At 38.8% G+C, this 20,577-nt stretch carries 22 protein-coding genes; 13 read left to right on the top strand and 9 right to left on the bottom strand.

The features are described 5' to 3' along the window. The first annotated feature begins 79 nt into the window (after positions 1-79). The 4 genes from C7B89_RS22300 (at position 80) to thrS (ending at position 3,585) form a co-directional block, all read left to right on the top strand. Positions 80-676: a hypothetical protein gene (locus C7B89_RS22300; protein WP_115674622.1), complete on the top strand. Its 597-nt coding sequence runs from the start codon at positions 80-82 to the stop codon at positions 674-676. An 11-nt stretch (positions 677-687) separates the two neighbouring features. Beyond that, positions 688-1,044, top strand: a complete 357-nt coding sequence (locus C7B89_RS22295; RefSeq protein ID WP_054549268.1) for a hypothetical protein — start codon at positions 688-690, stop codon at positions 1,042-1,044. Between the two features lie 14 nt (positions 1,045-1,058). Then, the gene (locus C7B89_RS22290) at positions 1,059-1,289 is read left to right on the top strand and encodes a hypothetical protein (RefSeq protein WP_048394522.1); all 231 of its coding nucleotides are present in this window, start codon (positions 1,059-1,061) and stop codon (positions 1,287-1,289) included. Between the two features lie 379 nt (positions 1,290-1,668). Further along, positions 1,669-3,585, top strand: a complete 1,917-nt coding sequence (gene thrS / locus C7B89_RS22285; protein WP_115674621.1) for a threonine--tRNA ligase — start codon at positions 1,669-1,671, stop codon at positions 3,583-3,585. Between the two features lie 124 nt (positions 3,586-3,709). On the opposite strand, the gene C7B89_RS22280 is transcribed toward thrS, so the two are convergent. After that, positions 3,710-4,180 carry a hypothetical protein gene (locus tag C7B89_RS22280; protein WP_048394519.1) on the bottom strand — a complete coding sequence of 157 codons (471 nt, stop codon included), beginning with the start codon at positions 4,178-4,180 and terminating at the stop codon, positions 3,710-3,712. A gap of 172 nt (positions 4,181-4,352) precedes the next feature. Beyond that, positions 4,353-4,523: an aspartyl-phosphate phosphatase Spo0E family protein gene (locus C7B89_RS22275; RefSeq protein WP_004230265.1), complete on the bottom strand. Its 171-nt coding sequence runs from the start codon at positions 4,521-4,523 to the stop codon at positions 4,353-4,355. A gap of 518 nt (positions 4,524-5,041) precedes the next feature. Here C7B89_RS22275 and C7B89_RS22270 point away from each other — a divergent pair. Next, complete coding sequence (locus C7B89_RS22270; protein ID WP_241489975.1) at positions 5,042-5,602, top strand: hypothetical protein; 561 nt, start codon at positions 5,042-5,044, stop codon at positions 5,600-5,602. Continuing rightward, positions 5,595-6,152, top strand: coding sequence for a histidine phosphatase family protein (locus C7B89_RS22265; protein ID WP_115674620.1), 558 nt, complete (start codon positions 5,595-5,597; stop codon positions 6,150-6,152). Before C7B89_RS22270 ends, C7B89_RS22265 begins: the two co-directional genes overlap by 8 nt. Positions 6,153-6,203: 51 nt before the next feature. Here the strand turns inward: C7B89_RS22265 and C7B89_RS22260 are convergent, their stop codons facing one another. Beyond that, positions 6,204-6,755: a GNAT family N-acetyltransferase gene (locus C7B89_RS22260; RefSeq protein WP_048394516.1), complete on the bottom strand. Its 552-nt coding sequence runs from the start codon at positions 6,753-6,755 to the stop codon at positions 6,204-6,206. Positions 6,756-6,961: 206 nt separating this feature from the next. Here C7B89_RS22260 and C7B89_RS22255 point away from each other — a divergent pair, with 206 nt between their 5' ends. The 3 genes from C7B89_RS22255 to C7B89_RS22245 are packed head-to-tail and all read left to right on the top strand — an operon-like array spanning position 6,962 to position 8,465. Beyond that, entirely contained in the window at positions 6,962-7,549 is a 588-nt protein-coding gene (locus C7B89_RS22255) for an SMI1/KNR4 family protein (RefSeq protein WP_115674619.1), read from the top strand. Positions 7,550-7,551: 2 nt separating this feature from the next. Next, on the top strand, positions 7,552-8,034 hold the full coding sequence (locus C7B89_RS22250) for a GNAT family N-acetyltransferase (protein ID WP_387254474.1): 483 nt from the start codon (positions 7,552-7,554) through the stop codon (positions 8,032-8,034). Beyond that, positions 8,031-8,465 carry a GNAT family N-acetyltransferase gene (locus C7B89_RS22245; RefSeq protein WP_115674617.1) on the top strand — a complete coding sequence of 145 codons (435 nt, stop codon included), beginning with the start codon at positions 8,031-8,033 and terminating at the stop codon, positions 8,463-8,465. Before C7B89_RS22250 ends, C7B89_RS22245 begins: the two co-directional genes overlap by 4 nt. A 14-nt stretch (positions 8,466-8,479) precedes the next feature. Here C7B89_RS22245 and C7B89_RS22240 read toward each other — a convergent pair whose 3' ends face one another. After that, positions 8,480-9,217: a class I SAM-dependent methyltransferase gene (locus C7B89_RS22240; protein ID WP_115674616.1), complete on the bottom strand. Its 738-nt coding sequence runs from the start codon at positions 9,215-9,217 to the stop codon at positions 8,480-8,482. 343 nt (positions 9,218-9,560) lie between these two features. Between C7B89_RS22240 and ccsB the strand changes: the two genes are divergently transcribed. Then, positions 9,561-10,730 carry a c-type cytochrome biogenesis protein CcsB gene (gene ccsB, locus C7B89_RS22235; protein ID WP_112118749.1) on the top strand — a complete coding sequence of 390 codons (1,170 nt, stop codon included), beginning with the start codon at positions 9,561-9,563 and terminating at the stop codon, positions 10,728-10,730. A gap of 183 nt (positions 10,731-10,913) precedes the next feature. Here the strand turns inward: ccsB and C7B89_RS22230 are convergent, their stop codons facing one another. Then, complete coding sequence (locus C7B89_RS22230) at positions 10,914-12,104, bottom strand: amidohydrolase (RefSeq protein ID WP_115674615.1); 1,191 nt, start codon at positions 12,102-12,104, stop codon at positions 10,914-10,916. A 13-nt stretch (positions 12,105-12,117) separates the two neighbouring features. Beyond that, complete coding sequence (locus C7B89_RS22225) at positions 12,118-13,647, bottom strand: AbgT family transporter (RefSeq protein WP_115674614.1); 1,530 nt, start codon at positions 13,645-13,647, stop codon at positions 12,118-12,120. Between the two features lie 150 nt (positions 13,648-13,797). Here C7B89_RS22225 and C7B89_RS22220 point away from each other — a divergent pair, with 150 nt between their 5' ends. Further along, positions 13,798-15,096 carry a hypothetical protein gene (locus C7B89_RS22220; protein WP_115674613.1) on the top strand — a complete coding sequence of 433 codons (1,299 nt, stop codon included), beginning with the start codon at positions 13,798-13,800 and terminating at the stop codon, positions 15,094-15,096. Between the two features lie 113 nt (positions 15,097-15,209). Here the strand turns inward: C7B89_RS22220 and C7B89_RS22215 are convergent, their stop codons facing one another. From C7B89_RS22215 to C7B89_RS22205, 3 genes are all read right to left on the bottom strand, one after another. After that, entirely contained in the window at positions 15,210-15,410 is a 201-nt protein-coding gene (locus C7B89_RS22215; protein ID WP_004230248.1) for a cold-shock protein, read from the bottom strand. A gap of 229 nt (positions 15,411-15,639) precedes the next feature. Continuing rightward, positions 15,640-16,266, bottom strand: a complete 627-nt coding sequence (locus tag C7B89_RS22210; RefSeq protein WP_115674612.1) for a response regulator transcription factor — start codon at positions 16,264-16,266, stop codon at positions 15,640-15,642. Further along, positions 16,241-18,433, bottom strand: a complete 2,193-nt coding sequence (locus C7B89_RS22205; protein ID WP_115674611.1) for an ATP-binding protein — start codon at positions 18,431-18,433, stop codon at positions 16,241-16,243. The genes C7B89_RS22210 and C7B89_RS22205 overlap by 26 nt, the downstream gene beginning before the upstream one ends. Positions 18,434-18,623: 190 nt before the next feature. Here C7B89_RS22205 and C7B89_RS22200 point away from each other — a divergent pair, with 190 nt between their 5' ends. Both C7B89_RS22200 and C7B89_RS22195 read left to right on the top strand, forming a co-directional pair. Beyond that, positions 18,624-19,532 carry a hypothetical protein gene (locus C7B89_RS22200; RefSeq protein ID WP_115674610.1) on the top strand — a complete coding sequence of 303 codons (909 nt, stop codon included), beginning with the start codon at positions 18,624-18,626 and terminating at the stop codon, positions 19,530-19,532. 47 nt (positions 19,533-19,579) lie between these two features. Continuing rightward, complete coding sequence (locus C7B89_RS22195; protein ID WP_115674609.1) at positions 19,580-20,557, top strand: thymidylate synthase; 978 nt, start codon at positions 19,580-19,582, stop codon at positions 20,555-20,557. Positions 20,558-20,577 lie beyond the last annotated feature (20 nt).

Below are 20,577 nucleotides of genomic sequence, written 5' to 3'. Positions count from 1 at the left end.
AAATAGGCTGTTTATGGAACCAATTGCGGAAAATAACGTATAGAAAGAAGAAGGACTTGCAGGAGGAAGGAGGATATAGATGTCCGAACAACATAGCAAATACAATGATTCAAAGCTTGTCACAATAGATGAGCAAATATGTGCACTTTTGCAGCAACGAAAAGAGCAAACTGCTCTTACTCCAGGCTTGCCTTCGGATGATACCATTTCGAAATGGGCACAGCAATATGGTTTCGATGATACTTTTTTAGCGTTGTTCTTCCAGTTGATTAAATCAGAAAAATACTATACTTCAAAGGTAGAACCTTCAGGCTTCCGTCACTATATCCCTGTATTGAAAACGGTAGCAAAGGGAGAGCGTTTGTATACGGTTTCTTATGTTCGTCAATATGACAATGCAAGTGTAGTGCAATTATTAATCGATTGGGATGAGCAGCAAGAACCTCAGCTAACGATTCAGCAAAAATTAGAACGAAAACATTTTGGTCTATACATTGATGCGTCCTATGAATGCCGAAGTAAAGGTACAGGTGGCTCAAATGGACATGAAAGCAGTACGTATGTGGTGACACCACCCTTGCCAGATGATTTAAGTGGACTTCATTTTGTTTTTACAGAATACGAGGATGCCTTTGAAGAAAAGCCGACAGGGTGGGCTATCACCATACAAGGTTAGGGGGATATTTAATGAAAAAATGGATGTTTCCACTTGCCCTCATCATCCTATTGACAGCTTGTCAAAGTCCCAAGCAGGAGATACATTATATCGCCAAAAGTGAGCATTGGAAAGCCATCTATCATAGTAATGGTGAGGTGGGCTTACGCTTATTTTATCTGGGAGATGATGATGATTTGGGGCCTTTAGAAATTACAATTGAGGGGACAAAAGAATCCCAAAATTTAAGTGATGTTCAGTTAAATAAAGATGGCTATTATTCCTTCACAAAAAAAGAAAGTGAGAAAATCTTTAAACGAGAAACAAAGCCAATGATCCATGTAGAATGGCAATCTGAAGATGAGACCTTAGAAGTGAAAAATCATTAGGAGATAATAATAAAATGCGAATTGAACAGCGCGAAGATATAGTGATTATTGATGGGCTAGAAATCATCGGTACGATTCAAAAAAATCAACAATGCCCGAGTTGTCAAAATTCCATCATCTATGATGACACGTTTGATAGTTATTTTTGTGCGATGTGTAATGAGTGGCAAGAGGAGGCATGTGATGACCCGCATTGTCACTATTGTGTTCAACGTCCAGAACGCCCATTGCAAGTCCGTCGCTAAATTTTTTTCTTTTTTAGTGTTTGACAAAGAATTCACTATTCGTTATAGTAATTAACAATTTCATACAAAATGAAATGGGCAATGATAAGGACAAGAGATGCGATTAACCATTTATAGAGAGGGAGGCCTTGGCTGCAAGCTTCCTAATGTCGTATTCCCATCTTACTACCTTGGAGCCGTGCTTGGAAACTTGCACCGTTTTTTTGCGGCGTTACAGCAAAATCAATGAGCCACTAGCTTATAAACTAGTGGGAATTTGGGTGGAACCACGGGTAATCAACACATACTCGTCCCTTCTTAGGGGCGGATATGTGTTTTTTTTATCTACACAATTATGCCAAGGTGTAATTGATTTTATTACTAAAAGGAGTAGAGAAACATGTCAAATCAACGTATTCACATTCAATTTCCAGATGGTCAACAACAAGCATTTACTAAAGGTGTGACACTAACCGATATTGCACAAGCGATTCGTCCAGAGCTTCGTAAAAAGGCAGTCGCAGGGAGTGTTAACGGAACCATCATTGATTTGACGCGCCCGATTATGGAAGATGCACAAATTACATTGTACGATGCAAGCTCAAAGGAAGGGATCGAGGTCATTCGCCATTCTACGGCCCATTTATTAGCTCAGGCAATTAAACGACTTTATCCACATGCACAATTTGGAGTAGGACCAGTCATTGAAAATGGCTTTTATTATGATATAGATATTGCTGATACACTGACACCGAGTGATTTACAGCAAATTGAAAAGAAAATGAAACAAATTGTACAGGAAAATATCCCGATTCATAGACGCGAGGTTTCACGTGAAGAAGCAAAGCAATTATTCGCCCATGATGCGTTAAAGCTAGAGCTGTTGGAGGCAATTCCTGTAGATGAGCTAGTTACGATTTATGAGCAGGGAGATTTTTATGATTTATGTCGTGGTCCACATGTCCCGTCTACAGGCAAATTACAGCATTTTAAATTAATGCATCTGTCAGGCGCTTACTGGCGAGGCGATAGCAAGAATCAAATGCTTCAGCGTATTTATGGCGTTGCCTTTGCTACAAAAGAGGAACTGCGCGATCATTTTATCTTCTTGGAGGAAGCAGAAAAGCGAAATCATCGCAAGCTAGGTAAAGAGCTATCGTTATTTATGTTTTCAGAGGAAGCACCTGGCATGCCCTTCTATTTAGCCAATGGTCAAATTTTACGCAATGAACTGGAATCGTATTTGCGACATTTACAAGCAAAATATGACTATAGGGAAGTGCGAACACCGCTGATGATGAACCAACGCTTATGGGAGCAGTCAGGTCACTGGGATCATTATAAGGACAATATGTATTTCACACAGGTGGATGACCAAAGCTTTGCCTTAAAGCCGATGAACTGTCCTGGGCATATGCTGATTTTCAAAAATGCCTTACATTCCTATCGGGATTTACCTATACGTATGGCAGAATTTGGGCAAGTGCACCGACATGAATTTAGTGGCGCCTTGAATGGTCTGTTACGTGTACGAACTTTTTGTCAGGATGATGCCCATATTTTTGCAACACCACAGCAAATTGAGGATGAAATTGCACTGGCCTTAAAGATTATAGATGAAGTGTACAACGTCTTTGGATTTGCGTATACGATTGAATTATCGACACGACCAGATGATTATATGGGTGATTTGGCACTGTGGGATCAAGCAGAAGCAGCACTTGAAAATGTCCTAAACAATTTAGGTATTACCTATACAATTAATGCAGGGGACGGGGCTTTCTATGGACCGAAAATTGACATCCATATTAAAGATGCGATTCAGCGCAGTCATCAATGTGCAACGGTTCAGCTTGATTTCCAGCTACCAGAGAAATTTGATTTAACGTATATTAATGAGCACAATGAAAGGGTGAGACCTGTTGTCATCCATCGTGCAGTGTTTGGCTCAATTGATCGCTTCTTAGGTATTTTAATCGAGCATTTTGGCGGAGCATTCCCAACTTGGCTGGCACCACAGCAAGTCCAAGTGATTGGGGTAGCTGAGGCACATCAAGGCTATGCCAAGCAAGTTGTTGAAGCTTTACAACAAGCAGACATCCGTGTGCAATTAGATGACCGCCAAGAAAAGCTCGGCAAAAAGATACGAGAAGCCCAATTGCAAAAAATACCATATATTGTGGTTATCGGTGATCGTGAGGTTGCCAACCGAACTGTAGCTGTTCGCAGACATGGTCAGCAAAATTCCACTGATAAGTCACTACAGCAATTAATAGAAGAAGTCACAGCAGCCATTCAACAAAAAAGTTTAGCTTAATTCAAGTAAAGAAAGCTTGCGATGAATGTTCGTCATTCATCGCAAGCTTTTTAATTGTTAAGAAATTTTTACTTCTATTTTTTTGAAATGACTACTAGAATCTACATGGTGTGCATACAATGAATTAAAGGTGCTTGGAACTTTCTTGAAAAAGCGAATGTCCCAGTATTACTTCTTGTGTTTCAGCGTCGATGACAAGAAATTTGCGATAGGATTCATCGGTATTGTGCTGAAAGGATGCTAAAAAATAAACTTGTCGATTGGGATGAATAAAAGTATGTTGAGAGAGGTCTATTGTTTCCTGTTTACCATCTGTTTGTAAATAAAAACGTTTTGTCGCATTTGCTACATCTTTAAAAGCCATCTTTTGACGAATATTCAATGAAGCATTGGTATATTCCTCATAAATCGCACGATTAAGCTGCTGATAAAATGTGTCCTCATCACGAAACGATTGAAATTGGTTGTTTGGGTATTGATATAGTGTATTTATTTCAGTTGGTGTGCAAAGTGTGGGTGATGTATGGTCTACTGAATGTTGAGGTGGCAATAATATTTTGGAAACAACCATAAAAGTTAAGATGAATACGTGCATCATTCAACCTCCAAATGTTTTCTTATCAAAAACATCGCCTACTTTTTCATTCTCTATACATTCTGAGAAATGGCTAGGTGAATGCATGTATCATCCCCGATAAAACCAGCCAATAAAACATGGCCTGGCTTTATCATATCTATACTTTCTTCTATTATATGCCTCGTTATGATTAGGAAGCTTGTGCTTGTTTTAAATATCTATTAAGTAAGACATCCAATTCTTGACTGTAATCTACTACAATAGGGTGGGTGAAACCAAGATCCTTTGCTTTTTTATACATAATTCTTCGTTTGATCTCAATTTCCGCCTTCAAGAATTGTTTAAGTAATAAGTTAACCAAGATATTTTCCTCCTAATTTTTTATCCATATTCTTGAAATAAATTTTTATGACCTCGATTCAACTTTTTCATTGTATATCACTTATATTAAAAAAAATGTCACATTGTGTATCGTTTCTTAAATTCGTAATTTAGTCATAGATAGGGTACTTCATCCTATTTAGCCTGGTTGAAAATTTTTATATATTATAGATAAAAATTACTGTAAAATTCCCCTTTTATAGAATTTAATGCATGACTTAAAACCCTATTCATGTGCTGGATAGGGTTATTCACGTTCTTTGTTTTAGAAAATATTAAGGGGAAAATGGAGAAGTCTTAAGTCTTTTATACTAAGAAAAAAGTTGTGATTAGAGATTGAATTTTCCGATAATTAATCACAGAATTCATATCTTGTCACATTTTAGCAAATTCCCTTTTTTGTTGTTTAGAAATGGGGACATTTCATTGTCTATGGTGAAATGTTGAGAATTTTTGAAATTAATGGAATAATGGATGGTAGATGAGGTGATGTAGCGCATGATGAAAAAACTGGTTTCAATCATTGCTTTTTTAAGTTTACTAACGGCATGTGAAAGGGAGAAGCCCTTACAGGAACCGACCATTGTGTATGACATGGATACGACATCGACATCCACATCCACTGAATTTAGCTATGTAGCCGATTTATCTTTGGAAAAAAGAGAGGCCTATCAAGCATTTTTAAACGATGGAGAAATTCGTCATTTGCAGACCTTTTCGCCAGAGGAAATGCTGCTAATTATGTTTGATTTAGTGGAGGAACCTCGTATGGATGCATTGTATGCGATTACTTACAGCAATGATGCATTCCCCACAAAAGAATTGTTTGAGCAATACTATACCGATTCACTTGCAGGTGATTTGCTTGTTACCTATTTCATGTATAGATTTTATGATCGAATAGTGATTAATGAATCGAGCACCCCTGATTTACAGGTCGTTCAACTGGAAATTTCCGTTGGGAGTCAGCGCTACATAAAAACATACGCTCTGCAACAGCAAGAGGGGATTTGGAAGGTTCATTTAGCTAAAGATCAAAGAGGAGAAACAGATGACTGAAATTTATTTTGTTAGACACGCACATGCTCATTATTCAGAGGATGAATATCATCGTCCACTATCTGCTCAGGGACAAAGGGATGCAGAGTGTGTCACAAATCTTTTGAAGCATCATCGAATCGACGCAGTTTATGCTAGTCCTTATCGTAGAGCCATTCAAACAGTGGAGGGGATTGCACAGGCTCGTCTTTTACCCGTTCAAACGATAGATGCTTTAAAAGAAAGACAACTTGCTACTGGGAAGCTGGAGGATTTTCATGCAGCAGTTCAACGGGTGTGGCAGGAGCCAAGCTTTGCATGGGCAGGTGGGGAGTCCAATCAACAGGCAATGGCTCGCGCTATTCCAAGTTTGCGAAACATCCTTCTCACGCATCCACAGGAGTCTGTCGTTATCGGTACACATGGCAATATCATGGCATTGATGATGCAATATTTTGATGCCCAGTACGATTATGCATTTTGGCAAACGTTAAGTATGCCAGATATCTATCGATTAACATTTCAAGGGCTATCCTTACAGGAAGTAACACGCGTGTGGCAAGAGGACTGAACAAAAAAAGAGATACTACAGCAATCATAGTATCTCTCTTGTGCTATTCTGTTAATTCCTCTCCCAATCGGAGCGTAAGAGGCCAAATAAAACTACGTCATGGAATGTACCGAAGCGGAAAATTTCTTGGCGTAAAATGCCTTCTTTTGTGAAGCCACATTTTTCATAGGAGCGAATAGCTGCTGGGTTAAAACTAAAAACCTGAAGCTTGATTTTCTGAACAGCTATATATTGGAAGATAAAATCAATAAGCGTTTTCATTGCATCCGTGCCATAGCCCTTGCCGTGCCACTCTTTCCCAATTGAAATGCCCACTGAGCAAGTGCTATTTTGCCAATTCACTGCATAAACGCCACAGGAGCCTATTAACTGTTGTGACGCTTTTTCATAGATACCGAAAAAGTATTCCTCCTTCTTTCCGCTGATACTGTTAAAGAAAGCGGTGTGATCCTCTACAGTTTGTGGAAAGGGAATCTCATCATTAGCAAGTAGCAAAGAGGTGATTTCGCTTTCGATTGCTATAAAAGCCTCTAGGTCAGCAGTAGTCATTTGTTGTAAAGTGATCGATTGACCTGTTAAAAATGTTTTCAAATAATGTTCCATTATTGTATTCTCCCTTATATATATATAAGGGCTGCAAGTAGCGTTACAACCCTACGATTGTTGGTAATATTTTCACGTCTACTGCATCTTTTACACTCATAAACCCACCCCTTTTTTGTGCATACTTCCATAGTAGCATGAGGGACTAAGAGAATGGAAGAAATTATGTTAAAATATGTCATAGTTAAAGAGAGAGAGGGATTAAGATGCGCACAACATATTTTGCGAATTTATTACAATACTTACCACAAGAAGAGCAGCAACAATTACAACAGGCTTTTGGTGCTTCAGAGGCACAAATTCAGGCCTTGTTAGAAGTATTTCCGAACTGCCCACAAGCTTTGGTGGAGCTATTACAGGATGTCAATGGTACATATTATTGTCAGCATGGGCAAGAAACGATCTGTGTTTTAGTGCTAGGCTCTGATTTAGGGGATTATCCGTATTATTTAAAGTCGGTGGAGCAAATCGTGAAAGATTATCATGATAAACGTGAAACAATTTATGAGCGCTATCAGGAATTTTTAGCGTATGTGGAAGTAGATGAAAAGATTAATATGCATGTCCCGTTAAATGAACGGCTATGCTTTGCAGATTGTATGAATAATGGGGGCACATCAAGCCTATATATTGATTTTACGCCAAATGAAGCGGGACAAGTTGGCCAGGTGGTTCGTTATGTCCATGATCCTGATAGCTTTGAGGTGATTGCAGCTTCGTTTGAGGATTATTTACAGCAACTTATAGAGGGAGAATATGAATTTACCGCTATTTACGAGGAGGAATTCGAGTGACTATGCAGCTCATGTTCTATGAGGACAAAGCACAAAATTTAGTAGAACAATATACCCTAACAGAAGAACAGCTACGCTATACAAAGTCTCCAAAAGACAGTATTGCACTTGCTAAGCAGGATAATAGTCGACATGCCATTTTAGCAATGGACGGTAACAAGCTAGTCACGTTCTTTGTCTTACATGAAAAAGAGGGGGTGACGCCTTACTCCTCCAACGAACAGGCGCTATTAATCCGTTCCTTTTCCACTGATTTTTATGAGCAGGGCAAAGGCTATGCCAAGACAGCACTCCAATTATTGCCTGACTTTGTTCGCAAGCATTTCCCATACATCAATGAGCTGGTGCTCGGGGTCAATGTACCAAATAGAGCTGCTCAAGAACTTTATAAGCGATGTGGCTTTGTCGATGAAGGCAGACAGGCGATGGGACTTCGAGATGAGCTAAAGGTGATGAGCTATTATATGAAGGAGGTTGAAAATTGAGCCATCATATAATTGAAGCAAGAATGGAGCATTTACAAGCACTTTGTACAATCGATCAAGAAGTAATTGGAGATTCATCCAGAGCGGAAGAAATTCAGCAAGCTATCAAAGAGAAACGCTGTTTGCTATACCAATCCGCTGATACCATTGGGGGGTTTTTGCTATTTAGCAATGACTTTTTTGGCTATAGCTTTATTTCCTTAGTCATTGTCAAGCCGTCCGAGCGCAGAAAGGGGATCGCATCTGCCTTAATGACCGCTTATATCCAAATGGCTAAAACAGCAAAGGTTTTCTCCTCTACAAATCAATCCAATAGGCGTATGCACCAGCTTTTTCATAACCTAGGCTTTATCAAAAGCGGTTTTATCGACAACTTGGATGAGGGAGACCCAGAAATTATTTATATGAAACAAGCCTCACCACATACCTAGGGTGAGGCTTTCGTTTATTTTTTTGCTTTGATGAATAAAAAGGATGGTTTGCGTAGCTCCTTTTCAATAGAAGGAAGCTGTTGAATGGCTGCTGTGCTTGGAATTGGTTCTACGATTTTATCAATGGTTAACCCATGGGTAATCAATGTATTGACCAGTGTCGCTATAGTGCGATGATATTTGACAACACCATCCACCAACCATGTTTGCTCACGCAAGCCTTCTTCCTGGTAATGATCCACAGCATAGTGCAGACGTTGATGATTGTCATCATATACCCAATTATCATCTGTTGTATGACGAGCTGTAGCAATAGGATGCTCTACAGAGAAGATAAATACACCGTTAGGACGTAGCATGTGAGCAATTTGACCAATGACCGCATCGAAATCTTTGACATAATGAAGAGATAGGGAGCTGGTTATACAATCAAAGCTATCCGAAGGAGCCTCATAATCCTCTATTGCCTGTAGCTGATAGTCAATTTGTGAGTGGGCATGCTCCTGTTTAGCGACGGACAGCATATTGCTCGAAACATCTAATGCGGTTACGTGCTTGGCTTGATGGTCGATACAATACTTGGCGAAATCCCCCATACCACAGCCAATATCGAGTACCTGTAAATTTGTCAACGGTGGAAGTAAAGCCTTCATCGTGGGCTGCTCCAAAAGACGGTTATAATTAGATGCTTTTTGTCTCAATGTCTTGTAGTGATGAAAAAATATCGGATTATCATAAATATTTTGTTTCATTAAAAGCCTCCAGTTTATGAAACATAACGTTATGTTATTTGTGCGCATCATTATTGTCCCATGTAGATAGAAAAAGAAATAGACTTTTATTACAATTTTTTGTAAGATGTAGATAGAGGCATACCATTTTTTGATACAGTTATCTTCCATTTAATGGGATATTTTATCGTTCCCTCTACATAATGATTGATCCTACCAAGCACATCCCCATTTCCATGTCATAAAAATGTAACAATTTGAAAAAATAAAAATATTTAAAGGGAAAACATGGCACTTCTTACACGCTATAACGTTCTTACTATTTGGAAGCATATTCCGAAAAAGAGACGTTGGAGGGATTCTATTGAATCAAGAAAGTTTATTATCCATTAGTAGCAATGCCTTATTTATTGCCTTTATTCTACTACTCATTGCTATTGTGCCATTAGGGCTAGCAGTCAAATCAAAGAGAAAAACATTCGGTAAGCTAGGACTATTGCTCACTTATATAGCCTTTGCCCTACAGCTCGTGTACTTTGTTGTCAGATGGGTGGCGGTTGACCATGCACCTGTCAGTAATATGTATGAATTTATGACGTTCTTTGGCATCATGCTTACAGGAAGTTACTTAATTATCCATTTCTTATATAAGCAAATCGTGGTTGGCTTATTCACGATTCCTGTATCCTTAATCATCCTTGGTTATGGAAGCGTTTTCGCGAAGGAAGTATCGCCGCTTGTTCCATCATTACAAAGTCACTGGTTAACAATTCATGTCATGACTGTGGCCTTTTCTAGTGCCATTTTATCTGTATCCTTTGCTACAGGTTTAATTTACTTATTAAGAACGCTGGATGTTTCCAAAAAATCTATCAGTACATACGGGCTTGAGTTTGTGTTGTATTGTTTGGTGGTTGTCATTGGCTTTATTGGCGTATCGACGTTTTTCAGCCTTGCCACAGAAGAGGTGCAGGTACAATTCGATAATGCACAGGGACAGCAAGAAAAAGCCACTTACTCCATGATGCCCCTGATTGTCAGTAAAGGAGCCGTCACCGAGAAGGGTGAAGCAATCGGTGGTGTCGAAATCACAAATAAAATAGATGCCAAGAAATTAAACTCGATTGTCTGGGCATTTATCGTGGGTACTATTTTATATGGTGTCATTCGATTCATCACAAGAAAATCAGTGAGTGCCTTATTAAAGCCATGGACAAGCCGCGTACAGCCACAATTAATGGATGAGATTTCCTATCGCGCAGTTGTTATCGGCTTCCCATTATTTGCATTAGGTGGCCTGCTATTCGCCATGATTTGGGCGCAAATTGCCTGGAGTCGCTATTGGGGCTGGGACCCGAAAGAGGTGTGGGCATTAATTACCTTTTTATTCTACGCAGCCTTCCTCCATTTCCGCTTATCCAAAGGTTGGGAAGGAGAAAAAACAGCCTGGTTGGCCATCATCGGCTTCGGCATTATTGTGTTCAACCAAGTATTTGTCAATCTAGTCATTGCCGGCTTACATTCCTATGCCTAGTTAGAGGTAGGGGGTCTTGACTCCTAAGTGATCCTGACTGAGGAGGAGCCCGCTCTAAAGTGAGGAGAGAGCGCTCAAACTAGTCAGAGAACCTCTTAGCTTTGGCCATCCTTTTCTTCTTATTAAAATATTCAACCGAAAAAAGCATTACGAAATGCATGTAGCACTTCGTAATGCTTTTTATTAATTATTTTTTGCGAAGTAGTCTAGCGTTGCTTGACCTAAAACGTTGGCGGCAATTCGTAATGAGCGCTCGTCGATATCGAATTTCGGATGATGGTGTGGATAGACTTCGTCCCAATCAGGGTTTTTCGCCCCTGTGAAGAAAAATGCACCGGGGATTTCCTCTAAGAAATAGGCAAAGTCCTCACCGCCCATATTGGGATCAACTATTTCAACAGTCTCAACATCTGCAATTTTCTCTGCGGACGCCATTATATGCTCAGTCTCTGCATCATGGTTCACAACAGGCGGATAGCCTCGCACATACTCATACTCGTAATCAGCTTTTGTTAAATAACAAGTTGCCTTTAAAAGCTCTTCGATTTCATGCTCTAACAAACTACGCTCCTCCTCGTGGAAAGTGCGCACCGTACCCTTCATGTACACTTGATCAGCAATGACGTTGAATGGATTTAATGCCTCAATATGGCCAATTGATACTACTGCTGGACGTAATGGGTTGATGCGACGTGCCACAAGCTGCTGTAAATTTGTAATAAACTGAGCTGCAAGGACAATGGAGTCCTTGGTGTCACTTGGGTTTGAACCATGGCCGCCCTTGCCTTTTATCGTTATATAAATACCATCTGCTGCAGCCATTAATGGTCCTTTAGCTGTTTGCACTTTGCCAAGATCAGTGGGTGCCCATAAATGTGTCCCAAAAATAACATCTACACCTTCTAAGCAGCCATCTCTAATCATCGAAATAGCTCCACCTGGCGCAAGTTCCTCAGCATGTTGATGAATAAAGACGATTGTTCCTTCTAAATCATCCTTCATTTGATTAAACGCCTTCGCTAAGATTAAGAGGGAAGCTGTGTGTCCATCATGGCCACAAGCATGCATACGCCCTTTAATTTTCGATTGGAAAGGTAAGCCGGTTTCTTCCGTAATGGCTAAAGCATCAAAGTCTGCTCGTAACGCTACTGTTTTCCCTGGTTTTCCACCAACTAGCTTTGCCACAACTCCATTGCCACCTACACCTTCACGAACCTCATGACCTAATGCACGATGAAAGGCAGCAATGGTTTTTGGCGTTTCAACTTCCTCAAAGGAAAGCTCAGGATTTTCATGGAAATGACGACGAAGCTGTATTGTCTCTTCTTCATAATGTTTTAATAAATCTGCTAACTGTTGTTGTAATGTTGTCATTCTCTAACACTCCTTATTTTAAGTAAATATAATCTCCAGGGCCAAGCGGTAAACCTAGTAGGAACCAAATGGCGAAGAGGATAATCCAACCGATTGCGAAAAACACCGAGAACGGTAATAAAGAAGAGATAAGCGTACCAATTCCGATATTTTTATCATAGCGCTTTGCAAATGATAGTAAAATCGCGAAATACGGTAACATAGGGGTAATTGGATTTGTAATCGAATCCCCTACACGATAGGCCATCTGCGTAACCGCTGGGGAATAGCCTAAGTATAAGAACATTGGTACGAAAATTGGTGCAAGTAAAGCCCATTTTGCAGAAGCACTGGCGATTAATAGGTTGACAAAGGCACATATTAAAACAAAACCTATCATCATTGGTAAACCTGTAAAATTCAATGCTTGTAAAAGCTCTGCACCTTTAATGGCTAAAATAGAACCAATATTGCTCCAGTTGAAAAAGGCAATCATTTGTGAAGCGGCAAATGCTAATACAATAAATGGTGCCATATCTGCAATGGATTTAAAAATTTTCTCTGCAACTTCCTTATCGTTTTTAACCTCCTTCGCTGCTATCCCATAGGCAAGCCCAGGTAATAGGAAGAAGAATAACATGATAGGTACAATGCCTGCCATGAAAGGTGAGTTTAAAAAGCCACCTGTGGCAGGATCTCGTAAAAGACCGTTCGACGGTATGACTGTAAAAGCAATGACTAAAATATAAACTAGCGTTACGATTCCAGCCCACTTTAATCCTCTCTTCTCTAAAGCTGTCAATGGCTCTAGCTTTTCAATTTCACCGTGAAAAGAACCAAAGCGAGGCTCTGTAAACTTCTTTGAAACCCATGTACCAATAATGACTAATAAAAACGTCGAAGCAATTAAGAAATAGTAGTTCATCGTTGCACGACCAGTGTACGCGGGGTCTGCTATTTGTGCTGCTGATTCTGTAATCCCTAATAATAATACATCTAGAGAGCTAATTAATATGTTCGCACTGAAGCCTCCAGCTACAGCTGCATATGTAATAATTAAGCCTGCTAATGGATTTCGACCAATACTCATAAAAATCATGGCTGCAATTGGTGGTAAAATGATAAATGCCGCGTCAGCCGCTAAGTTACCAACTAAACCTGTAAAAATGATAAAAGGTACAATTAATTTTGTAGGTGCTGACATCACAATTTTCTTCATGACAGCTGAAATTAAGCCTGTTTGCTCAGCTAAACCAATACCAATCATTGTCACGATTACTAGCCCTAATGGAGCGAAGCCTGTAAATGTTGAAACCATCTGCGTTAAAATTAAGATAAGTCCTTCTTGACTTAGCAGATTTTTTACTTGAATGACATCTTCGGTCCCAGGTTGAACTGCTGAAATACCGAGCATGGATAAAACCCATGATAAAACTAGTACTACACCTGCTAGAATAATAAATAACGTGATAGGGTCCGGTAGCTTATTACCTGCACGCTCGATTTTATCTAACATATTGTCAATCCAAGATTTTTTCTTAATTGTTTGTGAATTCCCTTGCATAAATTTCATCTCCTTTTATACTTTATTAGACTTAACCTTTAAGAATCCAATGTCTCTATTTTAAGACATTGAAAATCTATGTCCTTTATACAAAGAAACCATATTTTCTGACTATTTTCAATATTTATTTTTTATTAAGGAGCTATATGTATGTATAAAATTAATGTTTTTACCGCAAAACGCTCACTTTCATGGGTTCAACAGCTTGAAAAAATTAAACCCTCTTTTTGTGAATTTCATTACTATGCTTATACTGATTTTGAACATTTGAATGAGCTTTTAGAAAAGTATTTGGAAGGGGGAGATGGAGCGCTTTTTAGCGGACAAATTCCATATTTTTATGCTCAAACGCATTTTCAAGAAGCAACGGTACCCATGCATTATTTTGATATTTCAGAGCGTGATTTTTACCGTACCGTTACGGAGCTTTTTTATGAGAAAAAGATTGCTATGAATCGCATTGCCATCGACTTTTGCTATGAGGAAAACGGCTATTTGGGCATTCATGAATGGTCGATAGGAAAAAAACCTTATCTTTTTAGCCAAACGATGAGCGAGTACGCAAGTAGCGATATTGTCGATAAAGCTGCTGAATGGCATCTACAATTGCATAAGGAAAACAAGATTGATTTGAGCTTTACCCGCATTGCAGAAATACGGGAGCGCTTAGCTGATCAAAATATACCATTTATCGCTTTTTACCCGTCTCAATATGCAATGCAATTAACATTAGATCATTTTCTCAATCAACTGCAAATTCGACAGCTTAACCAAAATAAAGTAGTGGTAGTGCATATTTTAATTCCGATCGATAAATCGAATATAGAAGACCTAGAATATCGGCAAATTGCCTTATATAAAACTATATTAGATTTCAAACAACTGTATGCTAGCTCATTTATCGTACATCGTGAGGCATCGTTTATTGCCATTATCACGACGTATAAGCAATTTTTAAGTACAACGAATCGTTATTCACATTGTCATTTAGTTGATTTTTTAAATGAGAAGCTATCGTTTCCTGTTAGAATAGGGTGGGGAATTGGTGACTCTCTAATTGAAAGTCAGGAGTTTGCTAAAAAAGCCGCAACCCTCTGCTCTTCAAAGGAAACACAGGGATACATTATTGAAAATTCAAGAGAAATCGGGCCTTTACTATATGGAACGATGCTACAGTTTGACGATGAAAAACAACAGCATCTAAAAAATTTAAGTACGACATATGATATTCCCTTATTACAATTACAAAAAATAGAAGCGATGCTGGAAAAACTAACGACAACGATCGTCAGTGGAGAACTGCTCAGTACACATCTTGGCATTACGGTACGCTCTGCAAACCGCATTTTAAAGCAGCTCCATGAAAAAAATTTAGCACACGAATTACCAAGCAACACGTCCACCACACGTGGACGCCCAAAAAAGTATTATCAAATTCATTTATATTAGTCAGGATGGAATGGCTCATACGGTGGGGCTACCTGTGCAAATCCTGACACAGGAAAAAGAGACATCCATTTACGAATGTCTCTTTTTATATGCACGTCTATGTTAAGTGAAGATTATAGTTTCACTACATTCGTTGCTTGAGGTCCACGGCTGCCTTCTTCTACGCCGAATTCAACTTTTTGGCCCTCTTCTAAAGTTTTGAAGCCATCAGATTGGATAGCTGAGAAATGTACGAATACATCATTGCCACCTTCAACTGCGATGAAGCCAAAACCTTTTTCTGCGTTAAACCATTTTACTGTACCTTGTGTCATGTAAACACCCTCCCAAAAAAATTCAACAATCAATTGCTTCTATCACATATAAAAAACGTATTCAAAAGCTCGTATTACTTTTGAATACGTGTTTTTAATCATAGCAATGAAGTAATGTAATTATTACCCTTATTATAGTACAGAATTGTTTGTATATCCAGTAAATTCCGTTTTTAGTAAGGAAAAATTTACATTTGTAATCTAATAGTAAAGAAACGCTATTTCCTCATTATTTAATCCATGCTTTTTCCTTCGCAACAATGACCGCCTCTGCCCGCGATTCTACATTTAGCTTGACGAATAGCTTCGATAAATAGTTCTCCACCGTGCGCTGGGTGACACCAATTGCAGAGGCGATGGCTTTATTTGTACAGCCTTGGGCAACGAGCTGTAGTATTTCCTGTTCCTTATCGCTCAGTAGAACCTCCTGCTGCACATTCGGCAGGTTGGTGCGTTGCTGAACAAAGTCTATGAAATCGGCTGCCAGTAAAATCTCACCTCTTATGGCTGCTTGAATGGTTTGGATCACTTGCTCCTTTGTCGCTAGCTTTGATAATAGACCGTCAATTTTTTTCTCAATCAATAGCTCATAATAATCGGAAAGTTCGTAGCCTGTGTAAAGAATAATCAATGCATCTGCTTGTTTTTTCTTAATCATCTCTGATAGTTGAATGCCGTTGATTGGCTTCATATTGATATCAATGAGAAACAACTGAAAGGTAGCTGTATCCATTCTTGATAAAACGGCTGCGCAATCCTGTTCTGTTTCGATTTGAACATTGGCTAAATCCTGCAACAATGTTTTCGTACCATCTAAAACGACAGGATGGTCATCTATAATAAGTATGTTCATCATATGAATCCCCGTCCTCTTGTATTTGTATATAAATATGCATGCCCTCGTTAAGGCTCGATTGAATGGTAATGTCACCATTAAAAGCACGGACACGTTCGCGAATGCCATTAATGCCCATTGATGCAGAGGACTGTATTAAATCGTCAATGTCGCAGCCTATACCATTATCATCGTATCGAAGGATAAAGCCTTGAGGGATTGCTTGTAATTGAAGCGAAACCTCTGTTGCTTCGGCATGCTTGATTGCATTATTTAACAGCTCCTGAACAAGACGATAGACTACGAGATGCAGGGTGACATCCTGAAATTCTACACGATCAATTTGGGCGCTTAATAAAAAATCAGCCCTTATTTTTACCTTTTGAATGAGTTTTTTTAATGCCATTTGTAAACCAAAGGTATCCAATAGTGGGGGACTTAAGTTCTCGCAATATTCTCGTAAGTCCTTCGTTGCATTCAATAGCTGCTCGCGTATAGCTAGCACGGTCTCCTTCTGAATAGTAGGGGAGCCAGCTAGGACATCAAGCTCTCTGGCTAAATGAAGCTGCTCCTGCAAAATGGTATCATGTAATTCCTGTGCTAAAATACTCTTTTCCTTCTCAATAATATTCCATAGCAATTTATCGAGCCAAGGAAGCGGTGTATCGCTGGTATTTTTTATATGCTGAATTTCACGCACTAAATCCTCAATTTGCTGTAAGTTATTGATAAACATGGACACATACAGTGCAAGCAATTCTAACCAAAGCAGCTCTTCCTTTTGCAGAGCATGGCGTATTTCTAACATAATCTTTTCCTCACCAGCATCATGTAACAGTAAATGCGGATAGTAACTTACATGCTGTGGAGAATCGTCTGTTATTGTCCGGATATGAAACGCTGTGGTTCCAAGCTTCTCGGTGATTTCATATTTAAAACGATCCAATAATTCTTGTTGGTTTTTTGCTTTGCCCATACGCTGAACGGCTGCATATAAATTATGTACATAATTTCCAGTAGAAGAGAAGATAATTTTTCGATACTTAAAATCAATGCGTTCTTTTATATAAAAGCTTGCAATGATCACCATAAAGACAAGTAAAAAAATACTTGTGACATGGACGATGGATAGCTCCCCCATGAATAACAGGGCAATCCCTGCTGTCAACAGAAGCGCACTGAAAAAGGCTAGCGTTGAATAATAGCGTAATCGTGATAATTGGTATTCAATATCGAATAATCGTTCGTTCACCTGAATGAACAGAAAAGAGAACGGAATAAATAATAAAAATAATGCGGCGATTTCAGCGTGTAGTATCGGCTTATGTCCTAATATTTCAGGTGTAACGAAGAATAATAAAAAAGGTAAAAACGGCACGATAAAGGCAAGCGCAATTAAACGAATTTTGGCCAATTTAGTACGTAAATAACTCGTTACTAAAATAAAAATTGCATAGACTACCAGGACAGCAAATAAACTTAGGTTCAATATAGGTGTGAACTCACGTAATGATGGCTCAATTTCCTCCATTAGATAAAAGCCAGGGATGAACAGTATTAATAAGTACAGCCATTTGCTGTGAGGGTAGGTCCACTTAATTTGTAGGTATTTGAAAAAGTGTTGTAAAAAGTGAATAAAGAGAACCATGCATAAAATAATACAGCTACTAATGACAAACATCCCAATCATATTTCCTCTAGCTGATGCGCCAGTACTGATATAGGCGGTCGAACAAGTTAATAAAAATAGGATCAATAAAAACGTTGAAAGATTATTTTGATTGCGTCGCCAAACATAAAGTGCGACACCAAAAGCTAGGAAAAAATAAAAGATAGGGAACAAAATTTGCAAATATAATTCTTCTGGCATGTCTCGATGTTTGACAGCAATGGTTTGAATACTCTTATCAGCCTTTTGGATCGTTAATGCATTGGCGCTTCTAATGATCATTTGCTGTTGAACGTAGCGATTCTTCATGGCTGGCTGCCCATCGATAGCCACAATCACATCTCCTTTTTCAATATTTTTTTGCTCTGCCCATTGAGGGTAATAGCTGTCCATAATAACAGGCTGACCGTTTGTTGTATCGAGAGTGAGACTCACAAAGGGTGTTTTGATGGTAATACCTAACACATAAATACCGAGTATTAAGTATGTAAGAAAAATACAATAAGTACATTTTTTCATTGTAAAACCTCTTATTTGCTTATGATCATAATCTCCTATATATTATCGCTAATTATTGATAAATTTGGAATACCGAAATAACGAGTTTCGGAAAACCACTATTGTTTTTTCGGAATAACGAAATAGTGTTTTCGGACATGGCTATGATAGGGTAAATTTAATCATTAGTGACGAATAGGGGGACTTTTGCGTGAAAAAAGGCATTTTAACACTTATTCTTTTTTTTCTCATCGCTATGATCACCATTCCATTGACCACGAAGGCCAAAACGGTGAATCAGGATAAAGTCGAGGTAGAAATTGGTCTCATAGGTAGTGATCATCATTTTGTTTATAAGATTCCGAAGCATTTACATAAGGATATGCCCTATACAGAAATGAAAAATGGCATTCAAGCTTCCTTAGCTAATCATTGGAAAATTGGTGAGACTCGTTATGAGGCCAATAAATCCGATGTTGCCTATACCTTTTATATTCAGGATTTATTTCAAGAAAAGCAGGATGGTCAGCTAAAAGTAGCCATTCCCTATCGTCATCTAGTAGGGATGTTTGGCGAGCAAGATCCTATTCAATTGCGTATTTTAGCAAGTAAATTATCCAAGTGGACTGTCAATACAAAGGATTGGACAGCGCTTGGCTTTATGGAGCCCTTTACTTTTTTAAGTGAACGTGAATATGTCTATGAGGGGGCAGTCCAAGAGTTATTAAACCAAAGAGTGGGCCATTTTGATGGCACCATTCAAAAAAGTCAGTTGCTTTTATACAGTGTCATTTATTTTTGCTTTATGGCTATCCAACTGCTTGCTTGTCTTATTTTATCCAGACGGTTAAAAAGGAAAATCATTAAAAACCCAGACAATATGCATCAGTTCCGTAAACTCAATTACCTGTATCAATTGGTGCCGATTTTGATCATTGTCGCACAAATCGTGTTCCTTGTATTATCGGGTCTGATTACAGCATTTGGATTATACTTTAGTCCTGGCATTGATTTATTAGTGATTGTTGGACCTGTTTTATTAAATATCATCCTGCTGCCCACTTTTTTCGTCACAACAGAGAGTGAAATTTCAAGGGAGCTCAACAATAATTCGTTGTGAAATGGTATAATGATCAACAGCAAACTTGAAGGAGCTGTTGAAGAAAAATGACGCATCCAGAATTCGCGTACTTAAATTTACTACAACATATATTAGAAAATGGCACAAAGAAAGAGGATCGAACGGGGACAGGTACATACAGTGTCTTTGGGTATCAAATGCGTTTTGATTTAAGCAAAGGTTTTCCTCTTCTAACGACAAAGCGTGTGCCCTTTAAGCTTGTAGCAAGTGAATTATTATGGTTTATTAAAGGGGATACCAATATCCGTTACCTATTGCAGCATAATAACCACATCTGGGATGAATGGGCATTTAAAAAATGGGTGGAATCTGATGAGTATAAAGGTCCTGATATGACAGATTTTGGTCGACGCTGTTTAGTAGACGAGTCATTTAACACATTGTATCAAAAAGAACTTGCCTCATTTTGTGAACGTGTCTTAACAGATGATGACTTTGCACAGCAATATGGAGATCTCGGAAATGTCTATGGCAAACAATGGCGCCATTGGACAACCTCTGATGGCGATAGCCTTGATCAGCTACAGGATGTCATTCATCAGATTAAGCATCAACCTGATTCACGCCGTATCATTGTCAATGCATGGAATCCTGAGGATGTCATTAATGCGGGCGCAAAGGGCAGTAAAGCTGCATTACCACCGTGCCATGTGATGTTCCAATTTTATGTAGCAAATGGTAAATTAAGCTGCCAGTTAATGCAAAGAAGCCTTGATACATTATTAGGCTGTCCATTCAATATTGCGTCTTACGCCTTATTAACACATTTGGTTGCACATGAGTGTGGCCTAGAGGTTGGCGAATTTATTCATAGCATTGGGGATGCACATATTTATGCAAACCATGTGGAGCAAGTGAAAGAACAGCTATCACGTGAGCCAAGAAACCTACCAACATTGCACATCAATCCAAATAAAGCATCCATCTTTGATATAGAGCTTGAGGATTTATCGATTGAAGGATATGATCCACATCCTGCGATTAAAGCACCAATTGCCGTATAATGCTAACAGCAGCCATTTTG

This window comes from Lysinibacillus capsici (assembly GCF_003367505.1).
GTDB classification, from domain to species: domain Bacteria; phylum Bacillota; class Bacilli; order Bacillales_A; family Planococcaceae; genus Lysinibacillus; species Lysinibacillus capsici.
The sequence above is the reverse complement of the archived record's forward strand: the minus strand, read 5'-3'. Positions and strand labels throughout refer to the sequence as shown.

Coding starts and splice junctions, on each gene's coding strand:
- C7B89_RS22270 (WP_241489975.1), top strand. CDS start 5,042: ATGATGAAAAAACTGGTTTCAATCATTGCTTTTTTAAGTTTACTAACG.
- C7B89_RS22215 (WP_004230248.1), bottom strand. CDS start 15,410: ATGACACAAGGTACAGTAAAATGGTTTAACGCAGAAAAAGGTTTTGGC.
- C7B89_RS22280 (WP_048394519.1), bottom strand. CDS start 4,180: ATGCACGTATTCATCTTAACTTTTATGGTTGTTTCCAAAATATTATTG.
- C7B89_RS22195 (WP_115674609.1), top strand. CDS start 19,580: ATGACGCATCCAGAATTCGCGTACTTAAATTTACTACAACATATATTA.
- C7B89_RS22225 (WP_115674614.1), bottom strand. CDS start 13,647: ATGCAAGGGAATTCACAAACAATTAAGAAAAAATCTTGGATTGACAAT.
- C7B89_RS22260 (WP_048394516.1), bottom strand. CDS start 6,755: ATGGAACATTATTTGAAAACATTTTTAACAGGTCAATCGATCACTTTA.
- C7B89_RS22210 (WP_115674612.1), bottom strand. CDS start 16,266: ATGATGAACATACTTATTATAGATGACCATCCTGTCGTTTTAGATGGT.
- C7B89_RS22230 (WP_115674615.1), bottom strand. CDS start 12,104: ATGACAACATTACAACAACAGTTAGCAGATTTATTAAAACATTATGAA.
- C7B89_RS22265 (WP_115674620.1), top strand. CDS start 5,595: ATGACTGAAATTTATTTTGTTAGACACGCACATGCTCATTATTCAGAG.
- C7B89_RS22295 (WP_054549268.1), top strand. CDS start 688: ATGAAAAAATGGATGTTTCCACTTGCCCTCATCATCCTATTGACAGCT.
- C7B89_RS22290 (WP_048394522.1), top strand. CDS start 1,059: ATGCGAATTGAACAGCGCGAAGATATAGTGATTATTGATGGGCTAGAA.
- C7B89_RS22255 (WP_115674619.1), top strand. CDS start 6,962: ATGCGCACAACATATTTTGCGAATTTATTACAATACTTACCACAAGAA.
- C7B89_RS22300 (WP_115674622.1), top strand. CDS start 80: ATGTCCGAACAACATAGCAAATACAATGATTCAAAGCTTGTCACAATA.
- C7B89_RS22250 (WP_387254474.1), top strand. CDS start 7,552: ATGCAGCTCATGTTCTATGAGGACAAAGCACAAAATTTAGTAGAACAA.
- C7B89_RS22220 (WP_115674613.1), top strand. CDS start 13,798: ATGTATAAAATTAATGTTTTTACCGCAAAACGCTCACTTTCATGGGTT.
- C7B89_RS22205 (WP_115674611.1), bottom strand. CDS start 18,433: ATGAAAAAATGTACTTATTGTATTTTTCTTACATACTTAATACTCGGT.
- thrS (WP_115674621.1), top strand. CDS start 1,669: ATGTCAAATCAACGTATTCACATTCAATTTCCAGATGGTCAACAACAA.
- C7B89_RS22240 (WP_115674616.1), bottom strand. CDS start 9,217: ATGAAACAAAATATTTATGATAATCCGATATTTTTTCATCACTACAAG.